Origin of the sequence: Streptomyces roseochromogenus subsp. oscitans DS 12.976, assembly GCF_000497445.1 — a bacterium.
In the GTDB taxonomy this organism is placed as follows: Bacteria; Actinomycetota; Actinomycetes; order Streptomycetales; family Streptomycetaceae; genus Streptomyces; species Streptomyces oscitans.
In genome coordinates this window covers 7,178,778-7,198,483 of the sequence record NZ_CM002285.1, presented here as the reverse complement: position 1 = coordinate 7,198,483, position 19,706 = coordinate 7,178,778, and the positions used below count along the sequence as shown (strand labels likewise).

Below are 19,706 nucleotides of genomic sequence, written 5' to 3'. Positions count from 1 at the left end.
GGGGTGGTTGAGGGGAGGGTGGACCCTGTCGCGGAGAGGGCGGGGGACGGGGTCAGGGCCTCGGGGGCGACCGGGGCGGTGAGGGCGGCGGACCGGGGGGCAGCGCTCGGGACGCCCATGACCTTGCCGTCGGGGCCGAGGAAGGCCGGGTCGCCGCCCGGGATCATGCCGAGTTCGCGGGCCCGGCGCTGGAGGGCGTCGGGGGAGGAGTAGGCGTCGATGTCCCGCTGGAGGGCCTGTTCCTCGTCGGTGAGGCTCCTCGTCCGCTTCTGCAGATCGGCCAGCTTGAACGAGCCCTCGCTGAGCGCGGAGTTCAGCACCAGCAGCCCGATGAGGCCGCCTCCGAGGACCAGGACGACGAGGAGGACGAACGGGGTGCGGGCGGCCTGGGCCCGGCCGGCCGGGAAGAGCCGGGCGAGTCGCGCGGCCCGCCCTCTCAGTTGGGGTCTCCTACCCACGGCTCCCCCGATGAGTTCGGGAATCCAACCGGCTCGCCCCGTGCGTTCGGGAATCCAACCCACTCCCCTGGTGCGTTCGGGGATCCAACCGGTCCCCCCAGCGAGTTCGGGAATCCAACCGACGGGTCTCGCTCACTCGGCGTCCTCCCTGATGCGCTCGGCGCCGCGCAGCCTGGCCGGCGCGGCCCGGCGGTTCTCGGCGACCTCTTCCTCGGTGGGAAGTTCGGCACCCCGCGTGAGCAGCTTGAGCCGCGGCTGGTACCGCTCCGGCACGACCGGCAGCCCGGGCGGCGCGGTGGACGCGGCACCGGCCGCGAACACCTGCTTGACCAGCCGGTCTTCGAGCGAGTGGTACGACAGCACGGCGATGCGCCCACCGACGTCGAGGGCCCGCACCGCGGCCGGGATCGCCCGCTCCAGGACGGACAGTTCGCCGTTGACCTCGATGCGCAGCGCCTGGAAGGTGCGCTTGGCGGGGTTTCCGCCGGTGCGCTTGGCGGCCTGCGGCAGGGCGTCCCTGATCAGCTCCACGAGCCGCGCGCTGGTGCTGAACGGCTCCTTCTCCCGCTCGCGCACGATCGCGGACACGATCCGCTTGGCCTGCTTCTCCTCGCCGTACGCGCGCAGGATACGCACGAGCTCGCCCGCCGGGTAGGTGTTGAGCACCTCGGCGGCGCTGATGCCGGCCGTCTGGTCCATCCGCATGTCCAGGGGCGCGTCCTGGGCGTAGGCGAAGCCTCGGTCGGCCTCGTCGAGCTGCATGGAGGAGACACCGAGGTCGAACAGGACGCCCTGCACGCGCGCGATACGCAGCCGGCGCAGCACGTCGGGCAGTTCGTCGTAGACGGCGTGCACGAGAGTGGCGCGCTCGCCGAAGGGCGCGAGTCGCTCGCCGGACAACCGCAGCGCCTCCTTGTCCCGGTCGAGGCCGATCAGCCGCGCCTCGGGGAACCGGGTCAGCAGCGCCTCGCTGTGTCCGCCGAGGCCGAGGGTGCAGTCGACGACCACCGCTCCCGGCCGCTCCAGGGCGGGCGCCAGCAGATCCAGGCACCGCTGGAGCATCACCGGGACGTGTCGACTCTGGCTCAAGGGGGCCTCTCATCTTCCGGCGAGGCGCCGTACGCACCGCCGGGTCCCCGCCAGCTCGTGTAGGGGAGGCCTGCCGGCGCCGGAAGCGTCAGCCGGACCGGGAGCGGGAGGAGGCCGAGCCGTACGTACGCGCCGCGCACGTGGGGAGACGGTCCGGGGTGAGCCGGGGTCTCCGGGGGTTTCACCAGCAGGGAGAGCCGCGTCTCCCGCTTCGCGTCACTTTAGTCCACCCTGTCTCGCGGTCAATCAACCGGCCTGCGCGTCGCCTACCGCATCGCGGCGGGGGCCGCAATTCGAACTGATTCACCCGTCCGAAGCAGGTTTGCCCTCCCTGTGGGTTAGCTCACAACAAGCCACGATGACGTTCTTTGTCCCCTCTCACAGCGGGCCAGGACCGACCGTGACCAGTAACGTCATGAGTATGACGACTTCCGCAGCAGTTCCCACTGGATCCGAAGGCGCCATAACCGACAGCGGGACCGTGACGGACCGCCTGGTCGAGGCCAACCAGGCGTATGCCGCCGAGTTCTCCGACCCGGGCATGGACGCACATCCCGTGCTCCAGGTCGCCGTCGTGGCGTGCATGGACGCCCGCCTCGACCTGCACGCCGCGCTGGGCCTGGAGCTCGGCGACTGTCACACCATCCGCAACGCGGGCGGCGTCGTCACCGACGACGTCATCCGGTCCCTGACCATCAGCCAGCGGGCGCTCGGCACCCGCAGCGTCGTCCTCATCCACCACACCGGCTGCGGCCTGGAGTCCCTCACCGAGGAGTTCCGGCACGAGCTGGAGATGGAGGTCGGTCAGCGCCCGGCCTGGGCGGTGGAGTCCTTCCGGGACGTCGACCAGGACGTGCGCCAGTCCATGCAGCGCGTGCGCACCTCGCCCTTCCTGCCGCACACCGACGACGTGCGCGGTTTCGTGTTCGACGTGCGCACCGGTCTGCTGCGCGAGGTCGACCCGGCCTGACCGGGCGGACCGGCCGGCCGCCCCGAAAGCGCGCCGCCTCCCATGCCGTCGTCTTATCGAAAATGCGGTCGAAAAAGACGTAAGGCCGACATCGTGCGGGCAGTTGTCCACAGGCGAGTGACACGAATCGGTAACGGCGGCAAGAATGCGGGGTGTGGCGTCACGCGGAACCTTTCCCGCGTGGTGTCCGTGTTTCGGGGTGGGCCGGTTTCGCAAGCAGCGTCGGCCCGGAATGAACGGGCCGAGGAGGGCCGGGTGACGACCTATGACGATCGAGCGAACCTCACTGAGCTGACCGCAACGGTGGAGCGGGTGCGCGGTTCGGTGGAGGGCGTGATCGAGGGCAAGCCCGAGGTCGTACGGCTCGCGCTGACCGTGCTGCTCGCCGAGGGCCACCTGCTGATCGAGGACGTTCCCGGCGTGGGCAAGACGATGCTGGCCAAGGCGCTGGCGCGGTCCATCGACTGCTCGGTGCGCCGCATCCAGTTCACCCCCGACCTGCTGCCCTCGGACATCACCGGGGTGTCCATCTGGGACCAGCAGCGCCGGGACTTCGAGTTCAAGCCGGGCGCCATCTTCGCGCAGATCGTGATCGGCGACGAGATCAACCGCGCCTCGCCCAAGACCCAGTCGGCACTGCTGGAGTCCATGGAGGAGCGCCAGGTCACCATCGACGGGCAGACGTACGAACTGCCCAGCCCCTTCATGGTGGTGGCCACGCAGAACCCGGTCGAGATGGAGGGCACCTACCCGCTGCCCGAGGCCCAGCGCGACCGCTTCATGGCCCGCGTCTCCGTCGGCTACCCGAGTGTGGAGGCCGAGCTGCAGATGCTCGACATCCACGGCGGGGTGAGCCCGCTGGAGGACCTGCAGCCGGTGGCGCACGCCCACGAGATCGTGAAGCTGATCGAGGCGGTGCGCGGGGTGCACGTCTCCGAGCCGGTCCGGCGGTACGCGGTGGAGCTGGTCGCCGCCACGCGCACGCACCCCGACCTCAGACTCGGTGCCTCCCCGCGCGCGACACTGCATCTGCTGCGCGCGGCGAAGGCGTCCGCGGCCCTCGCAGGCCGGGAGTACGCCCTGCCGGACGACGTCCAGGCGCTCGCCGTCGCCGTCCTCGCGCACCGCCTGCTCCCCACCGCCCAGGCCCAGCTGAACCGCCGTACGGCCGAGCAGGTCGTGCAGGAGATCCTCCAGCGCACCGCGGTGCCCGCGGCGCCGGGACAGCAGAGCGGCTTCGGCGGCCTCGGGCGGGGTGTTCCGGCGTATCCCCAGCAACCCCCGCGGAGTCTGTGATGGGAGCCGGGGGGACCGGGCAGGCGGACGCCGGCCGCGGGGAGACCGGCGGCGTCCGTACAGCCCTGGCGGGCCTCACGACCCGTGGCCGTTCCTTCCTGGCGGCCGGGATCGCGGCCGCGATCTGCGCATACGTCCTGGGCCAGAGAGACCTGCTGCGGGTCGGCCTGCTGCTGGCCTCGCTGCCCCTGATCTGCGCGACCGTGGTGTACCGCACGCGCTACCGGGTGACCGGCACCCGCCGGCTCGCCCCCGCGCGCGTGCCGGCCGGCAGCGAGGCCCGGGTGCACCTGCGGATGGACAACGTCTCCCGGCTGCCCACGGGCCTGCTGATGCTCCAGGACCGGGTGCCGTACGTCCTCGGACCGCGCCCCCGGTTCGTGCTGGACCGGGTGGAGCCGGGCGGCCGCCGCGAGGTGTCCTACCGGGTCCGCTCCGACCTGCGCGGCCGCTACCCGCTGGGCCCGCTGCAGCTGCGGCTGACAGACCCCTTCGGGATGTGCGAACTGACCCGCTCCTTCTCGACGTACGACACCCTCACGGTCATCCCGCGCGTGGAGCCGCTGGCACCGGTCCGCTTCAGCGGCGAGGCCCAGGGGTACGGGGACGGGCGGCAGCGCTCGCTGGCTCTCGCGGGCGAGGACGACGTGATCCCGCGCGGCTACCGCTACGGCGACGACCTGCGCCGGGTGCACTGGCGGTCCACCGCGCGCTACGGCGAGCTGATGGTGCGCCGTGAGGAGCAGCCCCGGCGCTCCCGGTGCACCGTCCTGCTGGACACCCGGGGCGGCGCCTACGAAGGCGCGGGCCCCGACTCGGCCTTCGAGTGGGCGGTCTCCGCCGCCGCCTCGGTGCTGGTGCACATGCTCGAACGGGGCTTCTCGATACGGCTGCTGACCGACAGCGGCAGCGTGGTGCCCGGCGAGGGCGCCGACGGGTTCGCGGGCAGCGGCCAGGAGACCGCGGAGGCCGCCGGGCTGATGATGGACACCCTCGCGGTGATCGATCACTCCGACGGCACGGGCCTGTCCCGGGCGTACGAGGTCCTGCACGGCGGGAACGAGGGGCTGCTGGTGGCCTTCCTGGGCGACCTGGACGAGGAACAGGCCACGACGGTCGCCAAGATGAGTCGGCGCAGCGGCGGCGCCGTCGCCTTCGTGCTGGATCCGGACACCTGGGTGCGGGAGGCGACCGATGTGCCGCGGCCCGGTGACCGGCACGCCGAGCGGCTGCGTCTGCTGCGGGAGGCGGGCTGGACGGCGCTGAGCGTGCCGCGCGGTGCCACGCTGAGCGCGCTGTGGCAGCAGGCGGACCGGGAGCGCTCGGGCCTGGCCGCCATGAGCGGGGAGGCGGCGCGATGAGCGGGCGGGCACGACTGGCGCTGTGCGCGGCCGCGGCCACGCTGATGGCCTCCTGCGCGCTGCTGCCCCTGGTGGCCGAGCCGACCTGGCTGCTGCAGCTGATCCCGCTGGTGGCCGTGCAGACCGGGGTGGGTGCGGCGGCCCGCCGGGTGCCACTGGGCCGGCCGCTGACCGTGGCGGCACAGGCGCTGGCCACCCTGGTGCTGCTGACCCTGGTCTTCGCACGGGAGTACGCGATCATCGGGCTGATCCCCGGCCCGGACGCCTTCCGGCACATCGCCGGCCTGCTTCAGCAAGGCTCCAACGACGTCAGCGAGTACGCGATACCCGCGCCGCTCACCGACGGCATCAAACTGATGCTGATCGGCGGCGTCCTGCTCATCGGTCTGCTGGTGGACACGCTCGCGGTGACCTTCCGCAGCGCGGCCCCGGCCGGGCTGCCGCTGCTCGCGCTGTACTCGGTGGCCGCCGGGCTGTCCGGCGGCGGGGCCGACTGGCTGTGGTTCCTGGTGGCGGCGGCCGGCTATCTGATGCTGCTGCTCGCGGAGGGCCGGGACCGGCTGGCGCAGTGGGGCCGGGTCTTCGGCGGTTCTCCTCGTTCCCCCGGCTCCCCGGAGGGCGGCGCGGTGGCCCCGGTGCGCACCGGGCGCCGGATCGGCGCGGTCGCGCTCGGCGCGGCCCTGGTGGTGCCGCTCGCCCTGCCCGCGATGCAGGGAGGCCTGCTGGGCGCCGCCGGCACGGGCGTGGGAGCGGGCAACGGCGACGGGGGGACGATCTCCGCGGTCAACCCCCTGGTGTCGCTGCGCGACAGCCTGAACACGGGCGACGACCGCCAGGTACTGTCCCTGGAGACCAGCACGAACGACGTCTCCGACCTGTATCTGCGGATCGTCTCCCTGGACGACTTCGACGGGACCACCTGGAAGCCGGCCCAGCGGCACATCGTCGGCGTCCCGGACAGGTTCCCCACGCCGATCGGCCTCGACGCGGGCGTCAAGCGCGGCACGGTGACGACCACCGTCTCGGCGGCGGGCTGGTACGCCCAGGACTGGCTGCCGATGCCGTACCCGCCGAGCGGAGTGAGGATCGGCGGCCGCTGGCGCTACGAACCGGTCGGCATGACCCTCGTCGGCGACCACGGCCAGACCACCCGTGGTGCGACCTACCAGGTGACCAGCCTGGACGTGCAGCCGACCGCCGGGCAGCTGGCCGGCGCACCGGAGCCGCCGGCGGCCCTGAAGCGCGAGTACACGAAGGTGCCGTCCTCGGTGCCGAAGGTGGTGGCCCAGACCGCCAGGCAGATCACGGCGGGTGCGCGGAACCACTACGAGGAAGCCGTCAAGCTCCAGGAGTACTTCGCCGTCTCGGGCGGCTTCCAGTACGACACCCAGGTGGAGGTCGGCCGTGGTCCCGACGCCATCGCCAACTTCCTTAAGAAGAAGCAGGGATTCTGCGTCCACTTCTCCTTCGCGATGGCGGCGATGGCCCGCACCCTCGGCATCCCGGCCCGGGTCGCGGTGGGCTTCGCGCCCGGTACCCCGCAGGCCGACGGTTCGGTCACGGTGAACCAGAAGGACGCGCACGCCTGGCCCGAGCTGTACTTCGCGGGCGTGGGCTGGACCCGCTTCGAGCCGACCCCGACCCGTGGCACCACGCCGTCGTACACCCTGTCGGACACGCCCGGTACCTCGCTGCCCGACCAGGACCTGCCGTCGCACCACTCGTCCACGGCGCCCTCTACGGCGGCTTCGCCGAGCGAGAGCTGCACGCCCGAGCTGGTCAAGCTGCAGGGCTGCGACACCGCGTCCGCGGCGGCGGCGCCGCACAGCGGCGGCGGGGGCACGGGCCCGTGGTGGTATCTGCTGATCGGCCTGGGCGCGCTGGTGGTGGCGGCGGTTCCGCTGTCGCCGCTGCTGTGGCGGATGCGGGTGCGGTCGGTGCGGCTGGGCGGGCATGCCCGGACCGAGCAGGGCGCGGTGGCGCACACCCTGGCGGCCTGGCAGGAGCTGACGGACAGCGCCTGGGACCATGGCATCCCGCCGGACGAGTCGCTGACGCCGCGCAGGGCTGCCGCCCGGATCGTCGAACTCGGTGAGCTGGATCCGGCGACCGGTGCCGCGGTGCACCGGGTGGCGGACTCGGTGGAGCAGGTGCTGTACGCGCCCCGGCCACGCCCGGCGGTGGGCGCCGCGGAGGACGTACGCCGGGTGATCGAGGGGCTGCGTAGCACAGTGAGCACCGGCACCCGGCTGCGGGCACTGTTCCTGCCGCGCTCGTCGGTGCGGGTGCTGTGGGCGGTGTCGGCCCACTGGACGGCCCTGCGGGCCCGGGTGGCCGCGGCGAAACCCAGCCTGCGCCGGCCGTCGCAGCAGGAGGGCTGAGACGGACAACGTGTGAGGGGCGGCCACCCGAGGTGGTCGCCCCTCACACGTTGTCTGTCGGCGTCCGCGGAAACCGCCGGACGGCTACTGGCCCTGTCCGTCGCGGCGTCGCTGCCAGCGCTCCTCGATCCGGTCCATCATGGAGCGTTTCGGCCGCGCCTGGCGGCGGACGGCGCCCGCGGGCTGCTCACCCGGCTTCGGGCCCTTGCGCCAGCCGGTGACGGCGAGTACGGCGCAGCCCAGCATGACGAGGAAACCCACCACGCTGACCCAGATCAGCTGCGCGACCATTCCGGCCATGAGGAGCGCGATACCTACGAGGAAACCTGCGACCGCCTGGTAGACCCGCCGCCGGGTGTACGTACGCAGTCCGCTTCCCTCAAGCGCTGACGCGAACTTGGGATCTTCGGCGTACAGCGCTCGCTCCATTTGCTCGAGCATGCGCTGCTCGTGCTCCGAGAGCGGCACGGAGTCCTCCTCATCGTGCAGTCGCCGGGGCGACCCGGGGGGTCCCTTCAGGATAGGCAGGGAATCGCCCCCGTGAAACCCGCCCCTCTACGCCAATTGGCCAACCGGAACCCGCCATGAGCGTCCCGGCTCGCTGAGGCTTCCATTCCCCTGCGGCCGACCCGTCATGCCGGGTGGTGTACCTCGATCATACGGCGCAAACCCCTCGATCGGAGGTCTTGTGGCGTACTCCATCCGCTGCCAAGCCCCTGATCAGGGACGGGTCCCGGTGGTGCGCTCAGGCCTCGGCGGCACCCCGGGTCTCACCGAGCACATGCAGCTGGGTGGCGACGGAGTGGAAGGCGGGCAGCTCGGCCGCGGCCACCTCCAGCTTCAGGAGCGCGTCGAGAGCGCCGGGCTCGGTGTCCACGAGGACGCCGGGCACGAGGTCGGCGAAGACCCGCACGCCGTGCACGGCGCCGACCCTGAGGCCCGCGCCCTCGACCAGCGCGGTGAGCTGTTCGGCGGTGAACCGGCGCGGCATCGGGTCGCCGGCGCCCCAGCGGCCCTCGGGGTCCTGCAGCGCCTGCCGGGCCTCCGTGAAGTGACCGGCGAGGGCGCGGGCGAGGACCGCCCCGCCGAGGCCGGCGGCGAGCAGGCTGAGGACGCCCTCGGAGCGCAGCGCGGCGACGGCGTTGCGGACGCCCTCGGCCGGGTCGTCCACGTACTCCAGGACGCCGTGGCACAGTACGGCGTCGTAGCCCCCGCGCTCGACCACGTCGAACAGGCCGTGCGCGTCGCCCTGGACGCCCCGGACCCGGTCGGCGACACCGGCCTCGGCGGTCCGGCGCTCCAGCGCGAACAGCGCGTTCGGGCTGGGGTCGACCACGGTGACGCGGTGGCCGAGCCGGGCGAGGGGCACGGCGAACTTGCCGCTGCCGCCTCCGGCGTCGAGGACGTCGAGTGAGTCCCGTCCCGTGGCCTTGACCCGGCGGTCGAGAGCGTCCTGGAGGACCTCCCAGACCACGGCGGTACGCAGGGAGGCGCGGGATCCAGGGGTGTCGGAGCGCGGCGACGCCCACTGAGGGTCGTGGTGGGAGACGGGTGGGCGCATCGGGTCCGACACGGCAGTTGACTCCTCGGCAGAGCTGAAAGGCTTCAGTCGACTCCAGCCTATTGCCTCCGGCGCCCTGCCGGTCACCGCGGCCGGATGGCCCGCGTGCGTCTCGTCCGGCGGACTTCCCGGTGGTCAGCCCGCGTCCGGAAGGTCGCCGCGCGCTCTCGGTCCGGTCACCTCCCCGCTCTCCCCCGCGTCCCTGCGGGGCTGGGGCAGGACGGGCTGGAGGACGAGCATCCGCTCGACGATGCGCAGGAACATCGCCACGTCCCGTATCAGGTCGTCGGCGTCCCGCCGGCTCGCCGCGCCCTGGATACCGGCCTCGGCACGTGCACGGCGGGCGGCGCCGGAGGCGAACAGGGCGCTCCACTCGGTCAGTTCGGGGGCGATCTCGGGCAGCACTTCCCAGGCGCTGCGGATCCGGGCGCGGCGGCGCGGGGAGGTCTCGGGGCGGCCCAGGGCGGCGAGCACGGCGGCGGCGGTGCGCAGCGCGGCGAGGTGGGCCGTCGCATAGCGTTCGTTCGACGTGTCCAGGACGGTGGCCTCGTCCAGTCCGGCGCGGGCCTGGGCGAGCAGGTCGAGGGCGGCGGGCGGGGCCGTGGCCCGGCGGAGCACGGGGTGCACATCGCTCGCGGGGCCGGTCAGTGAGGGGGCAGGGCCGGTGGCGCGGCGCCGGCGGGCGGCGGCTGCGGATGGGTTGGCCATGACGAACCTCCTGTCGTCTGGGTGACGGCACGGATGCCGTATGTGCCCATCGTGCAGTATGGCACTGACAATCCGTTCTGACCTGGGGCTTTGCTTCGATCGAAGGTTCGGGCGTATTTTTGCACTGACCAGTCAGTTCAAAAATGTGCGACAACGGCAGGGGGCTTGTGGACGGCGTGGACGTCAAGGCCGAGGGCCTCGGGCTCAAGGGGCCGCGGGGGTGGGCCTTCCGGGGCATCACCCTCGACGCGGAGCCCGGCTCACTCATCGCGATCGAGGGACCGTCCGGCTCCGGCCGCACCTGTCTGCTGCTCGCGCTCACGGGACGGATGAAGCCCACCGAGGGAGCGGCCGCCGTCGGCGGATTCCGGCTCCCGCGGCACATGGCTCGGCTGCGCCGCGTCAGCGCGGTGGCCAACGTGCCCGGGGTGACCGATCTGGAGCCGGCCCTCACCGTCGGCGAGCACCTGCGCGAACGCGCCCTGCTGCAGAGCCGCTTCGGCGACTCCCTGCGCGACCTGCTGCGCCCTCGCGCCCAGCGCCTGCACGAGGCGCGGCTGCGCGTCGACGCGGCCCTGGCCGCGGCCGGACTCGACCTCGAAACGCTGCCCAAGGGCTCCCGGACGGCCGTACGCGATCTGCAACGGCCACAGGAACTGCGCCTGTCCATCGCCCTGGCCCTGCTCTGCCGGCCCGGACTGCTGGGCGTCGACGACATCGACCTCAAGCTCTCCGACGCCGAACGCGCCGAGGTGTGGGACCTGCTGCGCTCCCTCACGCGCGCGGGGACGACGGTGGCGGTGGTCTGCCGTACGGCTCCCGACGGCTGCGTGATCGTCTCCACCCACGAAGCCCACGAAACCCGCGAAACCCGCGAAGCCCACGAGACCAGCGAGACCAGCGAGAACAGCGACCCGAAGGAGGACGTCGATGCGCTCGCCTAGGCTGGCCGCGCTCGAACTGAGGCGCTTCGGGCGCGGGAAGCTGCCGCGCGCCGCCCTGGTCGCGCTGCTCGTGCTGCCGCTGCTCTACGGCGCCCTGTACCTGTGGTCGTTCTGGGACCCGTACGGCCGGCTGGACCGCATCCCGGTGGCCCTGGTGAACGACGACAAGGGCGCCACGGCGGCCGGTAAGAAGATCACCGCCGGTGACGACATCGTGGACGGGCTGCGCGACAGCCGGACCTTCGCATGGCACGAGGTGAGCGACGAGGAGGCCCGCAAGGGCGTCGAGGACGGCACCTACTACCTGTCGCTGACCATGCCGGCCGACTTCAGCCGGCGGATCGCCTCCAGCTCCGGCGACACCCCGGAGACCGGCGCCCTCCAGGTGCGCACCAACGACGCGAACAACTACATCGTCGGACAGATCTCCCGCACGGTCTTCAATGAGGTCCGCTCGGCCGCCTCCACCAAGGCCTCCCGCACCTTCCTCGACAAGATCTTCGTCTCGTTCTCCGGCATCCACGACAAGACCGTCACGGCCGCCGAGGGCGCCGACAGGCTGAACACCGGTATCGGAAAGGCGGAGAAGGGCTCGAAGGACCTCGCCGATGGTCTGAAGGACGCCCGGAGCGGCAGCGGCGAGCTGGCCAAGGGCATGAAGAAGCTGAACTCGGGCGCCGGTGACCTCCAGGCCGGTTCCCGGCAGGTGGCCGACGGTACCCAGGCGCTCGCCGACAAGGTCAACGGCGTCTACGACAAGGCCGGACCCTTCCTGAAGGACAACGAGAAGACCATCGGGGACACCGCCCGGCTGGTCGGCGACTCGGCCAAGACCGTCGAGGACAACCTCGACGTCCTGGTGAAGCGCGCCCCGGACGCCGCGAAGCTCGCTCATGTGAACGCCGCCTTCATGGACGAGTTCTACAAGGCACGCTGCGAGACCGCCACGATCCCCGACCCGAACTGCCCCGACTTCAAGCGGGCCAGGACGGCCGCCGCCGAGGTGGCCGGCGTGGCCGACGACCTCAACACGCTGATCGCCGACCAGGACGGCGACCTGAAGACGATGCGGGACAACCTCGGCGCCCTCCAGAAGCAGGCCGCGGCCCTCCAAGAGCGCGCACCGCACCTGTACGAGGACGTCGACGACGCGGTCAAGCAGATCAACAAGCTGAACACCGGCGCCCAGAAGGTCGCCGCCGGTGCCAAGAAACTGCACGCCGGGCTCGGCACCGCCCAGACCGGCGCCACCGCGCTGGACGAGGGCATCGGCACGGCCGCGTCGGGCGCCGAGACCCTGAACGGCGGCCTGTACAAGCTGTCCGACGGCTCCGGGAAGCTCGCCGGCGGACTGCACGACGGCGCCGGGAAGATCCCGGACTACGACAAGAAGGACCGCGACCAGCGCACCGGCGTGATGGCCGACCCGGTCCAGCTGGCCTCCCACGACCTGCACAAGGCCCCGAACTACGGCACCGGCTTCGCCCCGTACTTCATCCCGCTGTCCCTGTGGGTGGGCGCGATGGTCGCCTACATGCTGATCGCGCCGCTCAACCGGCGTGCCCTGGCGGCCGGTTCGCCGGCCTGGCGGATCGCGCTCGCGGGCTGGCTGCCGGTGGCCGCGGTGGGCGTGCTCCAGGTGGGCGCCCTGATGGCCGTACTGCACTGGGCGATCGGTCTGCAGATGCTGCGCGCGGCCGGCACGATCGGCTTCCTGTGCCTGGTCACGGCCTGTTTCGCGGCGATCGTGCAGTGGCTGAACGCCCGCTTCGGCGCGGCGGGCCGGATCCTGGTGCTCGCGCTGCTGATGCTCCAGCTGACCTCGGCGGGCGGCACGTACCCCGTGCAGACCAGCCCGGGCTTCTTCAACGCGATCCACCCGTTCCTGCCGATGAGTTATGTCGTGGCGGCGCTGCGCCGGCTGATCACCGGCGGCGGGCTCGGCCCGGTCTGGCAGGCGTGCGCCGTGCTCGCCGCGTTCACCGCGGGTGCGCTGGCCCTGACCGCCCTCGCGGCCCGGCGCCGCCAGGTGTGGACGCTGGACCGGCTGCACCCGGAGCTGAGCCTGTGACCCCCGGGCGGCCGCCGCACGCGCGCGTACCTGTGAGAATCGGGGCCATGGAAAGCAGCAGCGCCAGGTCCGGGGGCGGCACGCGCCGAGAGGCCACCCGGCAGAAGCTCTACGAGGCGGCCGTCACGCTCATCGCCGAGCAGGGCTTCTCCGCGACCACGGTGGACGAGATCGCCGAGCGGGCAGGAGTCGCGAAGGGCACGGTCTACTACAACTTCGCGAGCAAGTCGGTCCTCTTCGAGGAGTTGCTGCGGCACGGTGTGGGCCTGCTCACCGCCTCGCTCAAGGAGGCGGCGGAGCAGACCGCACATGCGGGCGGCAGCAAGGTGGACGCGCTGGACGCGATGGTCCGCGCGGGCCTGGTCTTCATCGACCGCTACCCGGCCTTCACCCAGCTGTACGTCGCCGAGCTGTGGCGCACCAACCGGGCCTGGCAGTCCACGCTGATGGTGGTCCGGCAGGAGGCCGTCGCCGTGGTCGAGGGAGTGCTGCGCGAGGGCGTGGCGGCCGGCGAGTTCAACGACGAGATCGATGTGCAGCTGACGGCGGCCGCGCTGGTCGGCATGGTCCTGGTGGCCGCGCTGGACTGGAAGTCCTTCCAGCCGGAGCGCTCCCTGGACGACGTCCACTCGGCCCTGTCCCGGCTGTTGCAGGGCCGGGTCAGCGGCCGGGGCTGAGCGCCCCTCGGGCAGGGGGAAGGCGCCGGCCCGCTGCCGGACCGGCGCCTTCCCGTTCCCCTTGTTCCCCGCACTCCCCCGTACGGTCCTCCCCCGATGGTCCCCCGTGGGTGGTCGTTCCCCCGGGTCCCCCGACTCGCTTCCGCCGACGGATCGGCGGAAGGAGCGGCCAGGTGACGGACGCCGTTCCGCCGCCCCGTGTCGGCGGTGCCGGGCCGTGCCCCTTGCCGTGTCTCCACTCTCCCGTTCCCGCGGGTCGCGGCCCATCCGCGCAGGTACTCATCTGGTGACCTAGGTACGGATACTCAGGCGTCCGCGCGCGTGCCCACGGCTGCGGCCCGCCGGCTGACTACGATCGCGTACGTGTCCGTACTCCCCCTGGCCGAGGGTCTGGGGGTGTCCCCCCGGAGAACACAGCACGAGTGGCTGGGCCAGCGGCACCAACGCCTGCGCGGTGGTGCTGCCGCTCGGCCTGTTCGGCGCGACGGGCGTGAGCGACGGCGCCCCGCAGACGCTGCAGCGCCGGCGCCGGCCAGCCATCAGGTGAGCGGCGATCATCGCGGCCGTATTGCTGGTGGGCGGTCTGCTGGCTCTGCTGTTCCTCGTCTCGCGCATCCGGCGCTTCCTGCGGCGACGGGCGCAGCGGCGCGAGGAGCGGCGGCCGGCCTCGCGGTCGCCCTGACCCGCCCGCGGGCCGGATTGTCAGTGGCGGTCGATAAAGTCGCAGGCATGGCACGGATTGCGGTGATCGGCGCCGGGATGGGCGCGATGGCGGCCGCTGCCCGGCTGGCCGTCGCGGGCCACCGGGTAGTGGTGTACGAGCGTACGGACACGTACGGCGGCGGGGTGCGCCGCCTCGAGCGGGACGGGTTCGTCTTCGACACCGGCCCGGGACTGTTGACACTGCCCGCGGTGTACCGCGATCTGTTCGTCAAGACCGGCAAGGAGCCGCTGGAGGACTGCGTCGAGCTGGTCCAGGTCGACCCGTCCTCGCGGCACGTCTTCGCGGACGGCACCGAGGTGGCGCTGCCGAACGCCTCGCGCGCGGGTGTGGTCGCGGCTCTGGACGAGGCGCTCGGTGCGGGCGCGGGCGAGCGCTGGGGCGAGTTCCTGGTGCGGGCCCGAGAGGCCTGGGACCGCACCCGCAGACCGCTGCTGGAAGAGCCGCTGTGGCCCAACTGGCGGGTGCTGGCCGAGAAGGAGCCGTATCCGGGCGTCCCGCAGCGGCGTCTGCTGCGCACCCGGCAGGCGCGCACCCTGTCCGAGATCGGCGCCTGGGAGTTGCGCGACGAGCGCCTCGCGACCCTGCTGGAGAGCTCCGCGCTCGCCTACGGCCTCGATCCGCGGACCGCTCCCGCGAGCGCGGCCGTGCTGCCCTACATGGAGCACGCCTTCGGCACCTGGTATGTGCGCGGCGGCATCCGGGAGTTGGCGCGCGCGGTGTACGAGCGGTGTCTGCAGCGGCGGGTCGAGTTCGTCTTCGACGCGGAGGTCATGCGCGTCCTGGACAAGGACGGCCGGGCCGCGGGCGTGGAGTTGAGAGACGGCACGGTGGCCGAGGCCGACCATGTCGTGGCGGACGTGGACCCGGCGCGGTTGAAGGTGATGACGGACCGCCCGCTGGACAAGAACGGGGATGTGCGGGCCGATCCGTTCACGACCCGCCCCGGGAGGTTCACCGTGCTGCTGGCCCTCCGCGGCGGGCGCGAGGCCGGTGCCGCGCATCGCACGGTCGTCCATGCGCCGGACCCGGAGTCCGAGCTGGACTTCCTGGCCTCGGCGGACGGGGACCAGCCGCCACCGCCCACGGTGACCGTGCTGCGCCCGGACGACCCCGCGCTCAGAGCGGACGAAGGGCACGAGTCCGTGGTGCTGTCCGCAGTGGTGCCGAGCGCCGCCGACTGGGACGAGGAGAGCATGGTCCGGCAGTACACGGACCATCTCCTCGACGCCGCCGAGGCCGCGATACCGGGCCTGCGGGACCGCGTCCTGTGGCACGAGGTGCGCACACCCGACGACTCCGACGACGAGACGAGTGCGTTCCTCGGCGCGGTGCCGGCCCCCGCGCTCGCCGCTGGCCAGGGCCGTTTCCTGCACCCGGCGAACACCACGCGGCTGCCCGGTCTGTACCGGGTCGGCGGCTGGTCCCATCCCGGCGGCGGCCTGCCGCACGCGGGCATGTCGGGCGCGCTGGTGGCGGGGCTGATCGTGGAGGGCCCGGAGTTCCGCGGCTCCCAGTGAGCCGGACCCCAGGCCCGAGAAACGGTACTGCTCAGGTCAGAAGCGGTACTGCTCGTCGTATCCGGCGCCGGGCTGCGGCTGCTGAGCATGGCCGTGCCCCTGGCCCTGGTACGGGTAGGGCTGCTCCTGCGGGAGTTCGCCGCCGTAGCCCTCGTCGGTGCGCTGCTGCGGCACCCACACCCCGCCCGCCGGGGTCGTCTCGCCGTAGCCGCCGGCGTACGGGTCCTGGGCGTAGCCCTGCTGGCCGTACTGCCCGGCGTAGCCGGTGTCGTACGCGCCGCCGTAGGACTGGTTGCCGATGTAGGGGTCGGAGTAGTTGGCGTAGGCCTGCTGGCCCCCGGCGTCATAGCCGTAGCCCTGCTGGCCGTAGCCCGAGTAGTCGTAGGCGTACGCCTGCTGGCCGGTGCCCTGCTGCTGGGCGGCGGCAGCGTGGGTGGCGGTGTCGCCGTAGACGCCGTAGGAGCCGGTGTCGTCGGGGATGGGCTGCGGCTCGTAGACGGAGGTGGTCTCGGCGGCGGTGGGGGTGGCGGGGCGGGCCGGGGTGAAGACGTCGTCGCGGTCGTAGTCGTCGTAGTCACCGGGCGCCTGACCGTAGACAGGCTGACCGGCGTCCCGGTCGTCGGCGGTGCCGTCGTGCTCCGGGTCGGCGGCGGCGTCCAGCTCCGGGTCGTGCCGGCCCGCCTTGCCGCGGCGGCGCTTGCTGCCGCCGCCGGTCTCGGCGTCGGGACGCTTGACCGCCCAGCCGGCGGCGAAGCCGCGGCGGAACGACAGGGTGACATAGGTCTGGCCGACGGCGAAGGCGATGGCACCGACACCGATCACGATCACGGACGGCATCAGCACACCGACCACGACACCGAGGAAGCCGGCGAAGGCGAGCAGCCGCCAGCGCAGGCGCGCCTTGTACTGCAGCAGCACCTCGCCGAGCAACCACAGTGCGACGGCGCCGAACGCGATGTAGAGGACCGTCCAGCCCATGTACGCCCCTCTCCCAGTGACCGCTACGCAGTGTGTCGTATCGCGGTGCGGCCGGTCTAGGCCTGCGGGGGGTGGTGCAGGCCCAGGTTCTCGTAGATTTCCAGGGTCGCCGTGGAGTTGTTGAGCGTGATGAAGTGCAGTCCGGGCACTCCCTCGGCGAGCAGCCGGGCGCAGAACTCCGTGGCGAAGTCGATACCGATGGAGCGTACCGCCGCCGGATCGTCCTTCGCTGTGAGGATCCGCTCTTTCAGAGCGTCCGGGAAGACCGCATTGCTAAGTTTGGGCAACCGTTCCAGCATCTTCACGCTGGTGACAGGCAGCACCTCGGGAATGACCGGGGTGCCACAGCCGGCGGCCGCCACGCGGTCGCGCAGCCGGAGATACGACTCCGGCTGGAAGAACATCTGTGTGATGGCGTAGTCGGCGCCCGCACGGCACTTGTCCACGAAGTGGGCCACGTCGGTGTCCCAGTCCGCGGAGCGGGGGTGCATCTCGGGGAACGCGGCGACGCCCACGCAGAAGTCCCCCGACTCCTTGATGAGCTGGACGAGCTCGGCGGCGTAAGTGAGGCCCCGCGGGTGCGGGACCCAGTCGCCCATGGGGTCGCCGGGCGGGTCGCCGCGCACGGCGAGCATGTTGCGGATCCCGGCGTCCGCGTACTGGCCGATGATGTTGCGCAGTTCGGCGATGGAGTGGTCGACCGCGGTGAGGTGGGCGACCGGGGTGAGCGTGGTGTCGGCAACGATCTGCTGGGTCTCCTTGACCGTGCCGGCGCGGGTGGAACCACCGGCGCCGTAGGTCACGGAGACGAAGTCGGGCGCGACCGCCTCGACCCGCCGGAGCGCGCTCCACAGGTTCCGCTCGCCTTTGGGGGTCTTCGGCGCCGAGAACTCGAACGAGTACGTGGTCTTGCCGCTGGCGAGGATGTCCCGCACGGTGCGTGCGCGATCAGTCCTGGTGGATGGGGTTCCGAGGGCCATACGGGCAGGTTAGCCAGGGGTGGGCGGTCACCCAACCGAACGTCGATAATTTGCCCGAATTGTCGACTTAGTGTCCACCCCTTGGACACTTCTGGACACTTCGCCGGACCGGTCTCCCGTCAGGCCTGCCGCAGCCGCTTGGCGAACTCGGCCGCGGCGGCCCCCGGGTCGTCGGCCTCGGTGATCGCACGGACGACGACCACCCGGCGGGCGCCCGCGTCCAGCACCTCGTCGAGGTGGGCGAGGTCGATGCCGCCGATCGCGAACCAGGGGCGTTCGGTGCCCAGGCCGGCCGTGTACCGGACCAGGTCGAGGCCGGGGGCGTGGCGGCCGGGCTTGGTGGGGGTGGGCCAGCAGGGGCCGGTGCAGAAATAGTCCACGCCGTCCTGCGCGGCGGCCGCGGCGGCCTCGGACTCGGCGTGCGTGGAGCGGCCGATCAGCACCTGGTCGCCGAGGATGGCGCGGGCCGCGGGGACCGGGAGGTCGCCCTGGCCTAGGTGCAGCACATCGGCGCGGGCGGCGTGGGCGACGTCCGCGCGGTCGTTCACCGCGAGGAGCTTGCCGTGCCGGGCGCAGGCGTCCGCGAAGACCTCCAGGTGCGCCAGCTCCTCGGCGGCCTCCATGCCCTTGTCGCGCAGCTGCACGATGTCGACACCGCCGGCCAGGACCGCGTCCAGGAACTCGGGAAGGTCGCCCTGGCGGGTGCGCGCGTCCGTGCACAGGTACAGACGGGCGCCGGCGAGCGCGGTGCGTGCGGTGTCGGACATACGTGGGTCCCCCTGGTCGGTGTCCCTGGCGGCTTCGGCGGGTGGTGTACGGGCTACAGCGGCCCGCACACCACCCCTCGTGGTGCGGGTCGCTCAGACGGCGAGCGCCTGGGCGCGGCGCTTCACCTCCGTGCCGCGATTCTCGCTCAGGGCCTGCGCGGGGGTGCCGGGCAGGGTCGGGTCGGGGGTGAAGAGCCACTCAAGCATCTCTTCGTCCGTGAAGCCGTCGTCCCGCAGGAGCGTCAGGGTCCCGGTCAGGCCCTTGACGACCTTGTCCCCGTCGATGAAGGCGGCGGGGACGTGCAGCGCGCGGTTCTCACCTCGGCGTACGGCGATGAGCTGGCCCTCCTTGACCAGCTGCCGCACCCGGGTCACCTCGACGTCGAGCATCTCTGCGATGTCGGGGAGGGTGAGCCAGGCGGGGACGAGAGCATCGATCTTTGCGTCAATCTCGGTCACGGGATCTAGCGTAGGCGCTCCGCTGGTCCAGCCGCGATGTGGTGGTGCCGGGTTGTGTCGGCGGTCGTCCGCGGGTTCGTCGTGGCTTGTCGCTCCCCCACTCTCGACTGCGCTCGAGCGGGGGGACCCCCATCGCGGCGGAGCCGCATATCGACACAGCCCCGCGCCCCTTGGGGCATTGCCCTTCGGGGCGCTGATCAGTCGACCGTGGCATCCTTCAGCGGTCTGGCTGGGTCAGACATGGCCTGCGGGTCCATCAGTCGGCCCGCTTCGATCAACCGGCGTCCCTGGGCCAGGTCACGCGGGCGGCCTACGGCCAGCAGGGCGACCAGGCGGTTCTCGCGGAGCCAGCACACCGACCAGGACGGGCCCGTCGGGTCGCCGCGCCACACCGTGGCGTCGGCCGCGGCGTGGTGGCCGGCGTACTGGACGAAGCGGCCGAACTGCTCGGACCAGAAGTACGGCACCGGGTCGTAGACCGCGGGGGTCTCGCCGAGGATGTTCGCGGCGACCGTGCGCGGGCCCTGCAGGGCGTTGTCCCAGTGGTGGACGAGCAGCCGTTCGCCGTAGCGGGCGGAGGGGAAGGAGGCGCAGTCGCCGACGGCGTACACGTCCGCGGCGGAGGTGCGCAGGTGCGCGTCGGCGAGGACGTCACCGTGCGGGCCGAGCGCGATGCCGGAGCCGGCCAGCCAGGCCGTGGCGGGGCGGGCGCCGATACCGACGACGACGGCGCCCGCGGGCAGCCGGGTGCCGTCGGCGAGGACC

At 72.4% G+C, this 19,706-nt stretch carries 18 protein-coding genes; 8 read left to right on the top strand and 10 right to left on the bottom strand.

What is annotated here, in order from left to right; translation table 11 throughout:
• Together ftsL and rsmH are read right to left on the bottom strand one after the other, a co-directional pair.
• On the bottom strand, positions 1–458 hold a 458-nt coding region (gene ftsL, locus M878_RS80790; RefSeq protein ID WP_023551424.1), incomplete at its 3' end, for a cell division protein FtsL.
• A 132-nt stretch (positions 459–590) separates the two neighbouring features.
• Positions 591–1,547: a 16S rRNA (cytosine(1402)-N(4))-methyltransferase RsmH gene (gene rsmH / locus M878_RS80785; protein ID WP_078630454.1), complete on the bottom strand. Its 957-nt coding sequence runs from the start codon at positions 1,545–1,547 to the stop codon at positions 591–593.
• Positions 1,548–1,905: 358 nt separating this feature from the next.
• Here rsmH and M878_RS80780 point away from each other — a divergent pair, with 358 nt between their 5' ends.
• From M878_RS80780 to M878_RS80765, 4 genes are all read left to right on the top strand, one after another.
• The gene (locus M878_RS80780; protein WP_078630453.1) at positions 1,906–2,517 is read left to right on the top strand and encodes a beta-class carbonic anhydrase; all 612 of its coding nucleotides are present in this window, start codon (positions 1,906–1,908) and stop codon (positions 2,515–2,517) included.
• A gap of 255 nt (positions 2,518–2,772) precedes the next feature.
• Positions 2,773–3,813, top strand: coding sequence for an AAA family ATPase (locus M878_RS80775; protein ID WP_023551421.1), 1,041 nt, complete (start codon positions 2,773–2,775; stop codon positions 3,811–3,813).
• A complete protein-coding gene (locus M878_RS80770) occupies positions 3,813–5,174 on the top strand; it encodes a DUF58 domain-containing protein (RefSeq protein ID WP_023551420.1) in 1,362 nt (453 codons plus the stop codon). Before M878_RS80775 ends, M878_RS80770 begins: the two co-directional genes overlap by 1 nt.
• Positions 5,171–7,555 carry a transglutaminase TgpA family protein gene (locus M878_RS80765; RefSeq protein ID WP_023551419.1) on the top strand — a complete coding sequence of 795 codons (2,385 nt, stop codon included), beginning with the start codon at positions 5,171–5,173 and terminating at the stop codon, positions 7,553–7,555. Before M878_RS80770 ends, M878_RS80765 begins: the two co-directional genes overlap by 4 nt.
• An 84-nt stretch (positions 7,556–7,639) precedes the next feature.
• On the opposite strand, the gene M878_RS80760 is transcribed toward M878_RS80765, so the two are convergent.
• From M878_RS80760 to M878_RS80750, 3 genes are all read right to left on the bottom strand, one after another.
• Entirely contained in the window at positions 7,640–8,023 is a 384-nt protein-coding gene (locus M878_RS80760; RefSeq protein ID WP_023551418.1) for a DUF3040 domain-containing protein, read from the bottom strand.
• Positions 8,024–8,300: 277 nt separating this feature from the next.
• Positions 8,301–9,128, bottom strand: coding sequence for a methyltransferase (locus M878_RS80755; RefSeq protein WP_023551417.1), 828 nt, complete (start codon positions 9,126–9,128; stop codon positions 8,301–8,303).
• A gap of 123 nt (positions 9,129–9,251) precedes the next feature.
• Entirely contained in the window at positions 9,252–9,824 is a 573-nt protein-coding gene (locus M878_RS80750) for an SAV_6107 family HEPN domain-containing protein (protein ID WP_023551416.1), read from the bottom strand.
• Between the two features lie 143 nt (positions 9,825–9,967).
• Here M878_RS80750 and M878_RS80745 point away from each other — a divergent pair, with 143 nt between their 5' ends.
• From M878_RS80745 to M878_RS80730, 4 genes are all read left to right on the top strand, one after another.
• Positions 9,968–10,768, top strand: a complete 801-nt coding sequence (locus M878_RS80745) for an ATP-binding cassette domain-containing protein (protein ID WP_051430133.1) — start codon at positions 9,968–9,970, stop codon at positions 10,766–10,768.
• Positions 10,755–12,839, top strand: a complete 2,085-nt coding sequence (locus M878_RS80740; protein ID WP_023551414.1) for a YhgE/Pip domain-containing protein — start codon at positions 10,755–10,757, stop codon at positions 12,837–12,839. The genes M878_RS80745 and M878_RS80740 overlap by 14 nt, the downstream gene beginning before the upstream one ends.
• Before the next feature lie 47 nt (positions 12,840–12,886).
• A complete protein-coding gene (locus M878_RS80735) occupies positions 12,887–13,516 on the top strand; it encodes a TetR/AcrR family transcriptional regulator (protein WP_023551413.1) in 630 nt (209 codons plus the stop codon).
• A gap of 729 nt (positions 13,517–14,245) precedes the next feature.
• Positions 14,246–15,757, top strand: coding sequence for a phytoene desaturase family protein (locus M878_RS80730; protein ID WP_031226362.1), 1,512 nt, complete (start codon positions 14,246–14,248; stop codon positions 15,755–15,757).
• Positions 15,758–15,793: 36 nt separating this feature from the next.
• Here M878_RS80730 and M878_RS80725 read toward each other — a convergent pair whose 3' ends face one another.
• The 5 genes from M878_RS80725 to M878_RS80705 form a co-directional block, all read right to left on the bottom strand.
• The gene (locus tag M878_RS80725) at positions 15,794–16,735 is read right to left on the bottom strand and encodes an SCO2102 family sporulation regulator (protein ID WP_023551409.1); all 942 of its coding nucleotides are present in this window, start codon (positions 16,733–16,735) and stop codon (positions 15,794–15,796) included.
• Positions 16,736–16,791: 56 nt separating this feature from the next.
• Positions 16,792–17,715 (bottom strand): methylenetetrahydrofolate reductase [NAD(P)H], encoded by a 924-nt coding sequence (gene metF, locus M878_RS80720; protein ID WP_051430132.1) that lies wholly within the window; start codon positions 17,713–17,715, stop codon positions 16,792–16,794.
• Positions 17,716–17,834: 119 nt separating this feature from the next.
• Positions 17,835–18,482, bottom strand: a complete 648-nt coding sequence (gene thiE / locus M878_RS80715; protein ID WP_023551407.1) for a thiamine phosphate synthase — start codon at positions 18,480–18,482, stop codon at positions 17,835–17,837.
• 93 nt (positions 18,483–18,575) lie between these two features.
• Complete coding sequence (locus tag M878_RS80710; RefSeq protein WP_023551406.1) at positions 18,576–18,941, bottom strand: Rv2175c family DNA-binding protein; 366 nt, start codon at positions 18,939–18,941, stop codon at positions 18,576–18,578.
• Positions 18,942–19,138: 197 nt separating this feature from the next.
• The coding region (locus M878_RS80705; protein WP_023551405.1) for an oxidoreductase C-terminal domain-containing protein at positions 19,139–19,706 on the bottom strand (568 nt) is incomplete at its 5' end.